We start from the raw sequence: 15,643 nt of genomic DNA, 5'->3' as shown, positions 1-15,643 counted from the left end.
GTACATGGGCCATACAAGCCAAACGTTCAACGCCCGGTTGCAACGCTAAAGCGTTATAGCCCCCATAATCATCCGTCATCAGATAGCCGCGATAATCACCCAACAAGCGCAACGGCACCTCCTGCGCACGGCTGGACGTGTAATCAAATAGCACGACTTTTCGATCAGGCGGACCACTGGCTTGCACCCACATCCAGGATTGACTGGTCGGGTCTCGATCCGGCTCTTTCAACACCTGGACGCGGGTTTCATCGCAATGGATCACCGGACTTTCCAGCAACCGGTCGCGCATCAGATTCAGCAGCGGCTGAAAGTGTTCGCAGGACTGGATCACCCAGCGCGCCAGGGTTTGGCGTGGGATGTCGACGCCGTGTCGGCCAAGGACTTTTTCGAACCGATACAGTGGCAGACCGTCGACGTATTTGGTGGTCAGCAGCATCGCCAGGACGCTGGGGCTGGCCATGCTTTTTTCGATCAATTGGGCCGGTTTGTCAGCGGTCACCGGTGCAGTTTCGCAGCCTCGGCAAGCGTAGATCTTGCAGATATGTTTGATGACGCGGATCTGCATCGGCACGATATCCAACTGCTCGCTGGTTTCTTCCCCGATGGCATGTTTGCGGCAACCACAGACACAGGTCAGTTCGTGTTCGGGCAATTCATGGATAACTTCTATACGTGGCAACTCAGCCGACAACGGCTTGCGTTTGCCACGGCGAGGTGTCGGTGCAACGACTTCTTCATCGGCATCGCCTACCAACGGCATAGGTTCGCTTTCAGGTTAGTTGAACAAGGCCAATTGTGGCGTGTTGGGCTCAACGGTTTGCTCGGACTTGCGCCCAAACAGACGGTCGCGCAACAGCTTGATCTGTTCTTTCAAGTCAACAATATGGGTCTGATAAGCTTGCGCCGATTCTTCCTGGCGACTGAGTGCCTCAAGCAGCAATTGCTTGAGCAAAACAGGATCATCAGGAAGGTCGTCGGGTAGAGAAATCATGGCCCGGATTATACCCAATCAAGCGACGAATCGCGGCGTCAAAACCTGATGCGGACGGTTGCGCCAGAGATCAAAACCGTCGAGCAGCCAGTTCAGTTCCTGAACCGTCAGGACAATGGCTTCATCCGTATCGTCAGGGGACGTTTTGAATCGTTCGGATTCGAGGCGCTTGAGCCAAAGGCAGAAGCCGTTGCGCTCCCAGTACAAGATCTTCACGCGGTTGCGGGACTTGTTCAGAAAGACGAAAAGCACTGGATCGAACACCGCCACTTTTATATCCAGTTCGACCAATGCGGCTAGGCCGTCGATGGATTTTCGAAAGTCCACCGGCTTGGGGTAGAGGTACACTTTTTCGACTTTGGCGTCGGGTCGCATCATGGCCGGGCTGGCTCCAGAAAGAGATCGGGAGCGCAGCATCGGGGATCAAGTGTGAGCTTGGACTGTGTGGATCATGGATCACTTACAATTGCCAAACCGCTCCATCCAACATCCGTTATCTGCTGGAACGTTATCCTGAAGCCATACAGGACGATCCCTATCCGCAAGAGACGACTTTTCGAAAAATCCACTCCTGAGATCGTGCTGGATGAAATAGCTGGAAAAATGGTATTGCCGATAAAAAAGCCTATAACGATGGCAATCGTCAAAGCGGATAACCCATATTGCTTGATTAATGTGGTATCTGCAAGAAAGAGGCTCAGCAATGCAATAAATGTTGCCAGTATTAGCCCTCTCCAGAAAGACGGGTTTTTTATTAAGCTTGTTGTTGATTTATTTTTGCCATGAGTCGAGCTAGCAGTTGTAGTCACGTCTTTCTATTCCGTTTGAGGTAAAGGAGGGAATTTGGCGTTAGACTACGGATGCACGTCCTTAATCATCAAATACAGTATTTTCACCTTTACATAACTTTAGGTTATGCATTTTGTAGTGGTGTTATGAAGTGTTAGGGGGGCGGCAGGCCGTGTTTCGGCTTGCTTCAGTAGTGGTCCCATGCTTTGTGAGGAGTTGGATCTAGCTAGAAAGGGTGGCCAGCGTAGCATCGGGCTTTTATGAAATAGGCACTGCAATGAAAAATATAACGATCCCTTTTGATTCCGCCACCATCGTCGAAACAGACCGCAAGCACGTATGGCATCACCTTACGCAGCACAGTGCGTTTGATAATGCTGATCCGTTGGTTATCGTTAGAGGGGAGGGCGCCAGAATCTGGGACGTGAAGGGGCGTTGCTTTTTAGATGCGGTTTCAGGTGGTGTTTGGACGGTTAATGTAGGGTATGGGCGAGCTGAGATCGCCGATGCGGTAAGGGGTCAATTAGTAGCGATGCATTATTTCGCTCAGACAGCGGGAAATGTCCCCGCGGCGGATTTCGCGCAAAAGCTTATTGAAAAGATGCCGGGTATGAGCCGTGTTTATTATTCTAACTCTGGCTCGGAAGCAAATGAAAAGGCCTTTAAGATCGTTCGACAGATTTCTGAAAAGAAATATGGTGGCAGGAAACGCAAAATCCTATTTCGCGAACGTGACTATCATGGCACCACCATTGCTACATTGAGTGCGACTAGCCAGTTCGAGCGTAAAGAGCAGTACGGCCCCCTGACCCCTGGCTTCGTTGAGGTTCCCCATTGCTGTGAATACAGAGCTCAAGACGGTGCCGATACAAGCGACTATGGTCGTTGGGCGGCTGAAGAAATCGAGCGCGTCATTTTGCGGGAAGGGCCTGATGAGATTGGCGCCCTCTGTCTGGAACCGATCACGGCCGGTGGCGGAATCATTGAGCCCCCGGCGGGGTACTTCGAGCATGTCCAGGCAATTTGTAAGAAGTACAACATCTTGCTACACATCGACGAAGTTGTTTGCGGATTGGGTCGCACTGGCACCTGGTTTGGCTACCAGCATTACAATGTTAAACCCGATATTGTCACGATGGCCAAGGGGCTTGCCTCAGGCTATGCGGCGATTTCCTGCACAGTGACCACTGAAGAAGTTTTTCAGCTATTCAAAGAGGATTTCGATCCCCGGCTAGACTACTTCCGTGACATTTCAACTTTCGGCGGGTGTGCTGCAGGGCCTGCGGCGGCGCTCTCCAATATGGCCATTATTGAACGCGAAGGACTTCTAGATAATGCAACTGTTCAAGGCCATTACTTAAGAGCCAGATTGATGGAACTTAAAGATAAGTACGAGATGATTGGTGACGTCCGCGGTAAGGGTTTATTCGCTGGCTTTGAGCTCGTATCAAGTCGCGTCACCAAAGAACCGGTGGATGAAAGCATCTGTATGGCTATTGCTGCACACTGTATGCTAAAGGGCGTCATCATCGGTCGTACCAACCGGTCTTTCAAAACGCTAAATAACAACATTTGCTTAGCGCCGCCGCTCATTGTTACAAAAAACGATATTGACGAGATAATTTGTGCGCTGGACAGCGCTTTAGCTGCATGTTGTTAAACTTTTAATAGGTGATGCGTTCTCCTGCCAGGCTCATTGTGTTGCTCATTTCTTAAGTGTGGAGGATTCGTGTCGATAAATCTGCACCTTCTCAGGATCTTTTTCAATGTCGCGCAGGAACGAAGTTTTTCCAAGGCGGCTGAGCGTCTTTACATAAGCCAACCCGCAGTGTCGAAAGCAGTGCGAGAGCTGGAGGAGCAATTAGGATTACCTTTGGTGGAGCGCGGGATACTCGGTCCTAAAAATTCCAGAAGAGTGATTCTTACCGATAGTGGGTCCTCACTGTATGGTCACGCATACGCAATCTTCGAACTGGAGAAGGCCGCAATCGATGATATTCAAGCGAGGCTTAGCCAGAAAAGCGGAAGGCTTGTGATAGGAGCTAGCACTACCGTAGTCGGTTACTGGCTCCCCTCCTATCTGGCTATGCTGCAGAAGGCATCACCTAATCTCGACCTTTGCGTCATCTTGGGAAATACCAAGTCTATGTGTCAGGCTTTGCTCGATTACGACGTCGATATGGCAGTTGTCGAGGGTGTCGTCGAAAACGAGCGGCTCAGCGCGACCCGTTGGCAAGAGGAGGAACTTGAGATTGTTACGCATCCATCTTTGATTGACGCACTGGATTTGTACGTCAACCACGGAATAGGTGCTGCACCCACATGGATACTGCGAGAGCAAGGTTCTGGAACCAGAGCTGTGGCTATGGAAATGCTTTACAGCCTGGGCATTAAAACGGCAAACACCATCGAGATTGGTAGTAAGAAGGTATTGCAAGAGCCGTTGCTGCAGGAATGGGCGCAACGATATTACCATCGCAGGTCGGTACGAGAGCTGGTGTTGGTGGGGGATGTGGTGATTTACTCGGTGTCTAGAATTAATGTTTTAAAGCGTGTTTTGTATGTGGTTCATGTTCGGAAGCGGCCTATCACAGCCCTGGCGGGTCTATTTATGGAGCTGTTGATGGCGCCGCTTTGATTGGCGCGTGGGTGATTGAGTAGTCATTTTACACCATCGAGCATAGGAGACTGTAATGGTTTCATTAAAGGAGTTGTTTGAGATCGGTCAGGATTTTGGGAGCTTCGTATACGGTGGCCTGGACTCTGAAGTTTTCGCTGTTCACGCAATTGAGCGAAAGTTGTCAGAAGGGGCGTGCGTTTCTCATAAAACACTCGAGCGACTTTTCTCTGTTGTCGGAGATTATAACTTACTGGTGGTAGGGGAGATGTGGTGCCCTGATTGTCACTTAAGTATTCCAGTTTTCAATTACATTTGTCAGATTCAGCGTAAGATCGACATGTCTATCATTTCTAAGGGGCGTGGTGAAGAAGATCTCAAAGAAAGGCTGGGGTTAAACGAAATACTTATGCCGGTGGTTGCGGTTCTTGATTTTGATTATCAATTGGTTGGTACCTTTGTCGAGCGTCCCAACTTCATTGTGAATGATGAAGGAGTGGATACTCTTGGCGATTACAAGGCTGGCAAGCACCTGGAAAAAACTGTATCCGATATATTGGGCGTTATTGAGATCGCTGAGGGTAGGGTACTCTCTAAATCTAGATTTTTGGCGGAATGGCGTAGGATTCCACTAGGGCCTGTTCCCGTTTCGCGCTAAGCCATTGATCCTTAAGAACAAGCTGTATCCTTGCAGTTCTCACACAACACCAATACGAGCTTGCAATGCCCCGACTCATGCTCAGCGATGAGCACTGGCCGAAGCTACGGGAAATTCTGCTTCACGAGCCCATCTACAACAAAGCGTGATCTGCGCATGACAGTTGAAGGCATTCTGTATCGCATGCGTGTTGGGTGTCCTTGGCGAGATCTACCTCATGCCTTCGGAAGCTGGAGCAAGATCTAAAAGCGTTTCAATGCTTGGTCTGCGTCTGGCAAGTGGCTCAAGGTGCTTCAGGTTCCTGTGACTGATCCCGATATGGAGTGGGGTTTCATTGATGGCAGCTATGCCAAAGCCCACCAGCACAGTGCAGGTGCTGCCAGTGGAAAGGATGAAGCAATAGGGAAAAGCCGAGCAGGCAACACCAGCAAGATTCATTTGGCTGTAGACGCTTGTGGGCTGCCGATTGCCTTCGAAATTACCGGAGGTCAGATAAACGACTGCACTCAGGCTCCCTCGTAGATCGTCAAGGTGCCCTGCTGATAAAGGCTATGACAGCGAAGCGATCCGAGAGCAAATCGTCCAACAGGGTGGGCAGGTAGTGATTCCAAGAAAGCGTAACTCTGTGAAATTAAACACTGATCTGGATACAGGGCTTTACCGAAATAGGCACCTGATGGAAAACGCCTTTGCTCGGTTGAAGCATTACCGGGCGGTGGCATCACGGTTCGACAAGCTCAAGAGAAATTACGAGAGTGTGGTAGCCATGGCCTGTGCTTTTCTTTGGCTACCTATGTGAAACGGGAACAGAGCCTAGCATGGTGGTAAGTGATGAATTGGAGGCTAGGCTTGGTTTTTTTTCCACTTTAAAAGTTGTCTGTATGGGGAAAATATCCTCTATCTCATTGTTATTTGATGATTTTCTTCTGGAGCCATATGTTTTGTCTTGCTGGATCTAGCCATTTTTGAAGTTTGCTCGATAGTGCCTACTGGGTTGTCTTTCGATATCCAATAAACTCTCTGCAGATCCGGAAAGCGCGCATGATGTATGTGCTTTTCAGCTTTGCTGAGGTATTTCATGGCAGTGCAAATCGATTCGGTATTCCTATAGATCATATAGGGACCGGTTGGAAGTGAGGGGATTATATGAATGATAATATACTGAGTGGTGCTCTGGCCCCCCAGTCTTGTGAGAGCGGTAAGTGCGTTAACCGTTTGAGAAAAAACTCAGTCGGTTTAATTGGTGTGCTGTTTATGACTATTGCAACCGCTTCGCCGATTACGGCGATGGTTGGGAACGTTCCCATAGCCATCGGCAGTGGCAATGGTCAATATGCTCCCGCAGGCTATCTGGTCGCAACGATCATTCTGGCCCTGTTTTCAATTGGCTATGCTCAGATGGCTAAATACATCACGGCGACGGGTGCGTTTTACGGATTCATTTCCCATGGTTTGGGGCGTGTCGTTGGCATGGCATCCGGTGTGGCTGTGACCGTCACCTACGTGGTCTTTGAGGCTGCTCTGGTTGGAATATTCGCTTTTTTTGCCGCAGATTTCTCGTCCACTGAGTTCGGTATTCACCTGAACTGGATTTACTTTGCTTTATTGATGTTGGGAGCGAATTGCCTGCTCAGTTACTACGATGTCTCGCTGACGGCTAAGGTTCTTGGCGTTTGTCTTGTGCTCGAAATACTGATGTTGGCCGGAGTCTCCGGCGCTGTCCTTTTCAATGGTGGAGGTCCTGATGGTCTCGTTCCCGAGTCTATCAATCCATTGATGGCATTCACGCCCGCAGCAGACATAGTCGGCGCAAACGCTGGTATTGGATTGTTCTTCGCGTTCTGGTCTTGGGTCGGTTTTGAGTCATCCGCAATGTATGGCGAAGAGTCACGTAATCCGAAGAAGATCATTCCGATTGCGACTCTTCTGTCGGTCGTGGGTATCGGCATTTTCTACATTTTTGTTTCCTGGATGGTAGTAGCTGCACATGGTCCGGCGGAGGCGATTCGGCTCGCACAGGATCCTGCCACTAGTGCCGAAGTGTTTTTCTCTCCAGCAAGGGATTATCTTGGGGCTTGGTCGGTGGTCGTCTTCAAGCTTCTGATCGTGACCGGTACCTTCGCTTGCGGGATGGCGTTCCACAGTTGCGCTGCACGTTACATCTACGCCCTGGGGCGCGAGAATCTGTTTGAGTGCCTGGGCAGAACCGTGGGGCGTACACATGAGGATCATGGTTCGCCACATATCGCTTCATTTGTTCAGACTGTCATTGCGACGGCCATCGTGTTGGCCTTCTATGCCGCAGGCAAGGATCCATATGCAGACCTCTTCGCATTGCTTGCGGTGATGGGGACGATGGGGATCCTGATCGTCCAGTCACTTTGCGCATTTGCAGTGATCTTTTTCTTCCACGTTCGTCCTGAGCATCGTGCCGACGCCCACTGGTTCAAGACATTCCTAGCTCCATTGCTTGGGGGAATCGGAATGCTTTATGTGGTGTATCTGTTGTTCGCTCACCTAGACTTTGCGGCGGGTGCGGCCGCAGGTTCGTTGTTCTTCAAGGCTATTCCCTGGATCGTGCTGGGCAGCTTTGCCATAGGAGGGGGATTGGCTTTGTATTTCCGATTCTATGATCGTCGAAAATATCAGATTATCGGTTCTATCGTCATGGAAGGGTCGCAAAACTGAGTTGCTTTGATTTGTCATCACTGCCCCAATTTTGGGGCAGTTTTTTCGTTTTTCGGACATGCACTGTGCCGATCTGTTTTTTCTTCCGGGTTCCGATCTGCAGCCGGAGTGGTAGAGTGTTTTTCACCTGCGTCGATTTGATTGGGTCCGGAAGTAAATCAAGAAAATTGTAGAGGTTCGAGGCTCTATCTAATGTTTAAACACTTGTTTCAACTCTCATCCAATAGTTTCTCGACGCTACAGCAGCAGGTTCGTGAGCAGATCAGTACGGCGATACTCGAAGGTCATGTACCTCTGGGGGTGCCGCTACCCTCAACTCGTGAGCTCGCCAAAATGCTCAAAATATCCAGAAATACGGTAATCATTGCCTACCAGGATTTGATTGCCGATGGGTATTTGGTTTCGAGGGAACGGGCAGGTTTTTATGTCGATCCCAACATATTGAAGAATAAGCTAAGACGCTCTGAAAGCGATGTCTTAGAGTCAGTGAGCACCCCTGATTGGGAGACCTTTCTGAAAATAAAGCCATCTGCAAAGCGATTAAACAAACAGTCCAACTGGCAGCAGTACCCGTATCCGTTCATATACGGCCAGCTCGATCCAGAAATGTTTCCCGTCAGTCATTGGCGCGAGTGCTGCCTAGATTCAGTCCGCATGCAACCGTCTCGCAACTGGTCATCTGATCACTATGATTCGGATGATTCATTGCTGATTCAGCAGATTCACTCCCGAGTACTTCCTCGACGCGGAATATGGGCAAAGCCAGAAAACATTCTAATCACGGTAGGTGCGCAGAACGCCCTGTTTATGATCCTGAACTTGTTGCTGGACAACTCCACAGTGTTCGGCTTTGAAGACCCAGGTTATCCAGATCTGAGTCACATGGCAGATTTTGCAGGCTCCAGTAAGCGTTGCCTCGATATTGATGAGCGCGGATTGCTAATTAATGACCAGCTCTGCGGTTGCAATTTAATATTCACCACTCCGAGCCATCAGTTCCCGACCACGGTAACGATGCCGATGGAAAGACGTCATGCACTGTTGGAGCGCGCTGTTCGAGATGATTTTTTGATCATTGAAGATGATTACGAATGCGAAACAAATTTTTCAAGTTTTCCGACTCCGGCGCTTAAAAGCATTGACGTTCATGATCGAGTTATCTACGTGGGAAGTCTCTCGAAGACTTTATCCCCCGGTTTGAGACTTGGTTATATTGTAGCGCCGAAGGAGTTGATCGTTGAGTTGCGTGAATTTCGACGCATGATGATCCGTCACCCTCCGACCAATAATCAGCGAGCTGTCGGGCTTTTTCTTGAGCGCGGCTATCATGATTCGCTCATACGCCATCTTTTGGAGGTCTATGAGGAACGCAGGAACACTATGAATGTTGCCCTAAAGGAGCTACTGCCTGGTTCCACCACTCCACCGGTATTCGGTGGGTCTTCATACTGGGTTCAAGGAAGTCAAAATCTAAACGCAAGGGCACTAAAGCAGGAGGCGGAGAAAGAAGGTGTGATATTGGAAGTGGGAGCTCTCTATTACCAATGCAGTAGCCCACCACTCAATTATTTTCGACTGGGCTACTCGTCCATTCCGACAGAACGAATCAGGCCGGGTATTGAGATCATTGCCAAAATAATTGATCGACTCGCCGTAGATCGAGGCGGCTGATCCGTTGGTTGAGGTAGGGGCTGACCTACCTCAGTACTTGCGTTATGCCGAATAGCGCTCGGAATACTTGGATCCGGTTTCTACCTTGAAGATCAGCAACCCGCGGGTCTGAAGATCGGCCTTCATGTCCGGGGACAATCTGAGGAGAAAGGGAAATTTGATCGGCTGCTTACAAACTTCAGGGCCGAGAACAGGCCAATACCACGGACATCTCCAATTAGTTTGTGTTTCTCGATCAGCTCGACGAGACCCCGCCCAAGATATCGTGACCAACCCACATTGCGTTACCGTTCATGTCCTCATTAGCCATCGCATCGAGCATTGCGCCAGTGCCGCCATTGCCAGTGGGTGTCCCGAATAAGTCAGACCGCCGGAGAAATAATGCATCTCGATTGGTGCACAACTTTGTCCGATGATGATCACTCCGCCGGTGGGCGGCGGAATACATGCTGCCGGTCCAGGTTAAAGACGTAGGAGTCACCGTTGTTCTTATCCCTAATCTTTCCTCACAAGTTAGCCCATCGTACTGCTTACCGTGCTTGACCGTAGTTTTGGTGAGCTGTTTGCGATAGGACCAGATCGGATAATTCCGTCGAGCCAGTGGCGAGGAGCTCTGGGAGTGCTATGTGAGGAGGATGGTACTTACGTTTTTGCTGTGCTGGATCTACGTGTTGATGCCGGGCTGCCAGTAATTTATCTCCACATTGATGCAGGCGGATACGGCGTTTCTTGCGGCATCACCCACAAATGGAGAAGAGTATGGGCACCATCAATACCAGCGAATTCCACAAGATCAAAAATCACATCAACGGTGTTTGGCTTGATGAGCCGGGCGGTCAATACGTGCCGCTTTACAATCCGTCCACTGGTGCTGTCATTGGTGAGGTGCCAATGTCTTCCGAGCAGACCTCACGGGCCGCTGTAGCAGCGGCAGCAGAGGCGTTTCCTGCCTGGAGCTCGACACCGTTGCCCAAGCGGATGAACGTGATTTTTCAGCTGTACCAGTCCATGAAAGACAATTTAGAAGTGCTGGCTCAGTGTATTGCTGTCGACCAGGCCAAACACATTTCCGAAGCCCGGGGTGAGGTTGGACGCGTTATTGAAATCGTTCAGATGGCGTGTGCAGTGCCTTCGCTTATTCAGGGGGAGACCATCCAAGGTATAGCGACCAACATCAACGGACGCGTCATCAAGGCTCCCCTCGGTGTTTTCTGCGGTGTCGCACCGTTCAACTTCCCAGGGTTGGTGTTTGGTTGGTTCGTGCCATTTGCAATCGCAACGGGCAACACCTTTGTCTATAAACCTTCTACAGAATCTCCTCTTTTCATGCAGAAAATGATGGAGATTCTTATTAAAGCAGGTTTGCCCAAAGGTGTTCTCAATATCGTCCATGGCGACCGTGAGGCGGTGGAGGCGTGGTACAACGACGACAACGTGGTAGGTGTATGCTTGGTGGGCTCTACGCCTACTGCGCATTCGATCGCTCAAGGCTGTGGACGTACCGGCAAGAAGACCATGCTGTTGGGGGGGGCAAAGAACTTTCTTGTTGCTCTGGAAGATGCGCCGATGGATCTGCTCATCGAAAACATTCTGATGTCGGGCTACGGTTCGGCTGGTCAGCGTTGTCTAGCTGTCTCCAATATCGCTGTAGTGCCTGAGATCTATGACGAGTTTGTGGCGCGTCTGGTTGAGGCGTCCAAGAAGATCCGCGTGGGCAACGCAATGGACCCGGATGTCTTCATGGGGCCTGTGATTTCGGCGAAAGCCAAGGCGCGTATTGAGAATTACATCGAGATCGGCATTGCTGAAGGCGCCAAACTGCTTCTCGATGGACGCAATCCCGACATCGCCCCTGAGTGCGCTGATGGCTATTATGTTGGGCCGAGCATTTTCGAGGGCGTGACGCCCTGCATGACAATTGCCAAAGAAGAGATTTTTGGCCCTGTTTTGAGCATCATGAAGGTCGGCTGTATCAACGGCGGGCTACGAATGATAAAAGATCACAAGCTCGGTAACGGTGCCTGCATCTTCACACAGAACGCGTTCTACATCGAAAAATTCATCAGCGAGGCTGACGTCGGGATGATTGGTGTGAATGTCGGCATTTGCGCTCCACATCCTTATCTTCCCTTCGGTGGTATCAAGGGGTCTCTGGTGGGGAACAATAAGGTACAAGGCAAGGATGCGATCGACTTTTTCACCCAGAACAAAGTCGCTACTGTGCGCACCGTCGATCCAAGACTTGACAGTAGTGCTAGTGCTAAGCCTAGCGATCAATCTGTCCGTAGTTGTGTTGCGAGCTAAATTTCTCACAAGTTGCCACTGATTACGGTGGCAACCCTTTTCGGCAGAAAGTAAGAAGCTTTTTTTGCTATCTAAATATTCCCTGCTTTAAGACTTTTTTTGCGTTAAAAACTGTTTTGCTTGGCAAAGGTTACTTTGGCGCCTCGGCTGGATGGGTGTTTTGAAAACAACTCATATGTCTTCGATGTGTTTAGTAAATGGCAAAATAAGATAAGGTGAGTGGGGGCGTTCGTAAGCTAGGTTAATTTGAGGTGTGGAAGTATATAAAGCCTGAAAAAACATATTCGAGGTTAAGCATGATAATAAAAATATTTTTCGGTATTTGTTTGTTAGTTGCGATTACCGCGATTGCGGAGGAGCGAGTCGTCAATGTGTATAACTGGGTGGAGTACATTGATCCTTCCTTATTGAAACAGTTTTAACAGGAAACCGGTATCAAGATCAATTACGACCTCTATGACTCCAACGAAGTGCTAGAGGCGAAGTTGATGTCCGGCATAACGGGGTGCGATGTCGTCGTGCCGAGCGGCTCTTATCTCGAGAGACAAGCTAAGGCAGGTATTTACACCATCCTGGACAAGGGGATGTTGATGAACAATGCGAATCTAGATCCGGCCATGATGCATCGTCTCGCGACCCACGCCCCAGATAACTCCCGAAGTGTGCCTTATGCATGGGGTACGGTCGGCCTTGGATACAACGTTGATAAAGTCAAAGCCAGGTTGGGAGACGTCCTCATCGACAGACTCAATATAATTTTTGATCCCAAATATGCAGCGAAACTGGCTGGTTGCGGCATCGCCATGCTGGACTCGCCTTCTGAAGTTATGGCGATTGCTCTTAACTACTCAGGTCTGGATCCTAGCTCGGAGGACAAAACTGATCTCCGCAAGGCCAGCGATCTGGTGGCAAAGGTAAAGCCTCACATTCGTTACTTTCATTCCAGCAAATACCTGGGCGATCTCGCCAATGGCGATATTTGCATGGCGCTAGGTTATGGCTCTGACGTATTGATGGCGAAGAATCGGGCTTCCGAAGCCGGGAACAATGTCAACGTACATTATGCAGTACCCAAGGAGGGCACCCTGGTCTGGTGTGATCTGATGGCCATCCCGGCTGATGCGCCGCATCCGAAGGAGGCGTATCAATTCATCGACTTCCTCCTCAGAAGCCAGAGCGCTGCCAGCATTTCTAACCATGCCTACGCCGCTGTGGCTTACCTTGCAGCCTTGCCTTTCCTGAAGAAAGAGGTTGCTGGCGATCCGGGTGTATCCATCCGATGATGTGAAGAATCGCCTTTTCACCATCATAGCCCACACACCTGCGTATGACCGTCTGTTAACGAGGTCCTGGGTGACGATCAAGACCGGGGGCGTACTCCGGCTCTCTAGTGTGCTGTCTCTGAAATAAGTTTCTAACCTGAGCTATGCTTCTGTGGTCAGTCAGTGCTTCGAGTGATCAAATGAACTCTCAGATCTTGGCGTGGCCAGTATTCGGTGTCACATCGAATTCTGGTTGTTGGTTCTATGGTTTTGTACTCATCGATGCTTAAGATTATTCACTTGCTTGTTGCAGTCGGTGACGATATTGATCATTTGGTTTTGCACATGAAGAACGGGAATTAGCAAATGAAAGACCTTAATAACCTCGATGTTACTGTTCACAGCGATATGGCGTTGGGCCATTTCAATGAGGCAGTTTCGATTCTTTGTCGTTTTGGTGACCCGGTTCCTCAGGCGCAGGAAATGCTAGCGATCGAACCGACGTTCGTGATGGGGCAGGTCTTTAACGCACATATTTCCCTATGGTCCACCGATCGTGATGACCTTAAGGCAGCAGTGGATAGCCTTAACGTGATCCGCTCTGTTGCTTCCGGAATGTTCAATCGTCGGGAGCGTATGCACGTTGCGGTTCTGGAAGCATGGGTTGCGGGCAATCTCCATAGGGCCTCAGTGCTACTCGACGAGCTCTTGATCGAATATCCGACGGATATTCTGGCGCTCCTGAGCGGCCATCAAATTGATTTCCTCGTGGGCGATGCGAGTAACCTGCACGAGCGTGTCGCTAGGGTATTGGGAGCATGGGACTCACAACACCCGCTCTATGGCTATTTGCTTGGAATGCTCAGTTTCGGTCAGGAAGAGTCCGGGCATTTCGAACTCGCTGAGCAAACTGCGCGTGAGGCTGTTTCTCGCAATCCTAAGGACATTTGGGGCATACATGCGGTCGCTCACGCATTAGAAATGCAGAACAACTACGTGGAGGGCGTCAGTTTTATGCGCAAGCATGAGGCGACGTGGTCAACCGATAACGGCATGGTTTCGCACAATGCTGTGCATTTGGACCTGTTCCTACTGGAGTCCAACGATCTGACGGGCGCATTGGAGGCGTATGACAAATACATCCACTGGACGAACGTTCAGCCAATGCCAATGGTCTTGCTAGACGGTTCCTCGGTCCTGTGGCGTGTTTATCTGGAAGGTCATGATGTCGCTGATAGGGCTAAACGACTGGCTGACTCCTGGCGCTCCAAGATTGGCCAGAATTTTTATTCCTTCAACGACGCTCACGCGATGATCGCGCTCGCTGCAAGCGGCGACTTCGCCACGGCCAGCGATCAAATCAAAAGTTTGAAGGAGTACGTCAAATACGGTGACCGGTCGGCTTCGAACCATTTTATGACCCGAGAGGTCGGCCTGCCTGTCTGCGAGGCTCTTCTAGCGTTCACCCAAGGTGATTATGCCAAGAGTATCGAGCGTCTAATGAGTGTGAATAACAAAAGTCATTTGTTCGGTGGGAGCCTTGCCCAGCGCGATGTCTTCTCCCGTACCTTGCTGGAGTCCGCGATTCGCGCCAAGCGCAAACCCCTTGCTAATGCACTCATTAGTGAGCGGCTGATTCATCGTCCCCAAAGTACTTACAATCACATCAAGGCTGAGCAGATTAAGTCCCTTTGAGGGTGCGTATTCTATTTGCTAATTGGAAGTAATAGATGTCTAACTATCATTACAACTTATTTTGCGTAAGCGCGGGATCTGGTGGAGTACGACCAGCCTGACTGGCCGCTCAAGAGGGATTGAAACTTGCGTGAATGTCGGCTGCGTTCCCAAAAACTCTATTCCTATGCAGTCGGTTATTTGGAGTATTTACGTCCGTCGAGATGTTTGATCGTAAGCGATCCACCATGTACACATTCAAAACTGCCCGTTGAAGCCTGATGCTGTGCTCCCGATTCCCATCAGGAGCCCGCAGTTATGATGCGCCCCGACGCCAAAGTTGAAAAAGTCTACCTCTACCCCAGGCCTGTCGACTTCCGAAAATCCATCGACGGCCTCGCCGCCTTGGTCGAATTGGATATCAAAGTGGCGGTGTTCGACCCCGTGCTTTTTGTTTTTCTGAATCGCCCCCGTAATCGGGTGAAAATACTTTATTGGGAGCGCAACGGCTTCTGCCTTTGGCTCAAGCGCCTCGAATCCGAACGATTCAAAACGTCCCCTGACGATACGGATGAAGCCATTGTCCTGACGGTTCAGGAACTGAACTGGCTGCTCGACGGTTTTGATCTCTGGCGCAACCGTCCGCATCAGGTTTTGACGCCGCGATTCGTCGCTTGATTGGGTATAATCCGGGCCATGATTTCCATGCCCGACAACCTCCCTGATGATCCGGTTCTGCTCAAGCAAATGCTTGTGCAGATGCTCAGTGAGCGTCAGGTGGACAAAGACCAGATTGTTGACCTGAAAGAACAGATCAAACTATGGCGTCAACGTTTTTTCGGGCGCAAATCAGAGCAAACCGTCGATCCGCAGACGCCACAGCTCGCGCTCTTTAATGAACCCGAAAGTCTCGCGGTTCCGGTCTCCGATGAGTCTGACGAAGAAGTCGTTGCCCCGACCCAACGCCGAGGCAAACGCAAACCACT

12 protein-coding genes and 2 pseudogenes are annotated in these 15,643 nt (G+C 50.2%); 11 read left to right on the top strand and 3 right to left on the bottom strand.

Going from position 1 to position 15,643, the window contains the following annotated elements; all coding sequences use genetic code 11:
• The 3 genes and pseudogenes from AACY52_RS27665 to AACY52_RS27655 form a co-directional block, all read right to left on the bottom strand.
• Positions 1-994: pseudogene (locus tag AACY52_RS27665) on the bottom strand (IS66 family transposase); the annotation flags it as partial.
• 18 nt (positions 995-1,012) lie between these two features.
• Positions 1,013-1,372 (bottom strand): IS66 family insertion sequence element accessory protein TnpB, encoded by a 360-nt coding sequence (tnpB, locus tag AACY52_RS27660; RefSeq protein WP_339420142.1) that lies wholly within the window; start codon positions 1,370-1,372, stop codon positions 1,013-1,015.
• 71 nt (positions 1,373-1,443) lie between these two features.
• Complete coding sequence (locus AACY52_RS27655; RefSeq protein ID WP_339420144.1) at positions 1,444-1,803, bottom strand: putative sulfate exporter family transporter; 360 nt, start codon at positions 1,801-1,803, stop codon at positions 1,444-1,446.
• Between the two features lie 257 nt (positions 1,804-2,060).
• On the opposite strand from AACY52_RS27655, the gene AACY52_RS27650 reads away from it, so the two are divergent.
• From AACY52_RS27650 to AACY52_RS27600, 11 genes and pseudogenes are all read left to right on the top strand, one after another.
• Positions 2,061-3,443 (top strand): aminotransferase class III-fold pyridoxal phosphate-dependent enzyme, encoded by a 1,383-nt coding sequence (locus AACY52_RS27650; RefSeq protein ID WP_339420146.1) that lies wholly within the window; start codon positions 2,061-2,063, stop codon positions 3,441-3,443.
• A gap of 69 nt (positions 3,444-3,512) precedes the next feature.
• The gene (locus tag AACY52_RS27645) at positions 3,513-4,421 is read left to right on the top strand and encodes a LysR family transcriptional regulator (protein ID WP_339420148.1); all 909 of its coding nucleotides are present in this window, start codon (positions 3,513-3,515) and stop codon (positions 4,419-4,421) included.
• Between the two features lie 55 nt (positions 4,422-4,476).
• A complete protein-coding gene (locus AACY52_RS27640) occupies positions 4,477-5,058 on the top strand; it encodes a thioredoxin family protein (RefSeq protein WP_339420150.1) in 582 nt (193 codons plus the stop codon).
• Between the two features lie 65 nt (positions 5,059-5,123).
• Positions 5,124-5,857 (top strand): annotated as a pseudogene (locus AACY52_RS27635) (IS5 family transposase).
• Positions 5,858-6,312: 455 nt separating this feature from the next.
• Positions 6,313-7,746 carry an APC family permease gene (locus AACY52_RS27630; protein ID WP_339420152.1) on the top strand — a complete coding sequence of 478 codons (1,434 nt, stop codon included), beginning with the start codon at positions 6,313-6,315 and terminating at the stop codon, positions 7,744-7,746.
• A gap of 192 nt (positions 7,747-7,938) precedes the next feature.
• The gene (locus tag AACY52_RS27625) at positions 7,939-9,417 is read left to right on the top strand and encodes a PLP-dependent aminotransferase family protein (RefSeq protein WP_339420155.1); all 1,479 of its coding nucleotides are present in this window, start codon (positions 7,939-7,941) and stop codon (positions 9,415-9,417) included.
• Positions 9,418-10,176: 759 nt separating this feature from the next.
• Complete coding sequence (gene mmsA, locus AACY52_RS27620) at positions 10,177-11,721, top strand: CoA-acylating methylmalonate-semialdehyde dehydrogenase (RefSeq protein ID WP_339420157.1); 1,545 nt, start codon at positions 10,177-10,179, stop codon at positions 11,719-11,721.
• A gap of 434 nt (positions 11,722-12,155) precedes the next feature.
• A complete protein-coding gene (locus AACY52_RS27615) occupies positions 12,156-13,004 on the top strand; it encodes an extracellular solute-binding protein (RefSeq protein WP_339420250.1) in 849 nt (282 codons plus the stop codon).
• 345 nt (positions 13,005-13,349) lie between these two features.
• Positions 13,350-14,678, top strand: a complete 1,329-nt coding sequence (locus tag AACY52_RS27610; protein ID WP_339420158.1) for a tetratricopeptide repeat protein — start codon at positions 13,350-13,352, stop codon at positions 14,676-14,678.
• A 297-nt stretch (positions 14,679-14,975) separates the two neighbouring features.
• Positions 14,976-15,335, top strand: coding sequence for an IS66 family insertion sequence element accessory protein TnpB (gene tnpB, locus AACY52_RS27605; RefSeq protein ID WP_339561019.1), 360 nt, complete (start codon positions 14,976-14,978; stop codon positions 15,333-15,335).
• 18 nt (positions 15,336-15,353) lie between these two features.
• Positions 15,354-15,643 (top strand): transposase (locus tag AACY52_RS27600; protein ID WP_339561018.1); only part of this gene is annotated, 290 nt, incomplete at its 3' end.

This window comes from Pseudomonas sp. EA_65y_Pfl1_P113, assembly GCF_963970525.1.
Classification (GTDB): Bacteria; Pseudomonadota; Gammaproteobacteria; order Pseudomonadales; family Pseudomonadaceae; genus Aquipseudomonas; species Aquipseudomonas tritici.
The sequence above is the reverse complement of the archived record's forward strand: the minus strand, read 5'-3'. Positions and strand labels throughout refer to the sequence as shown.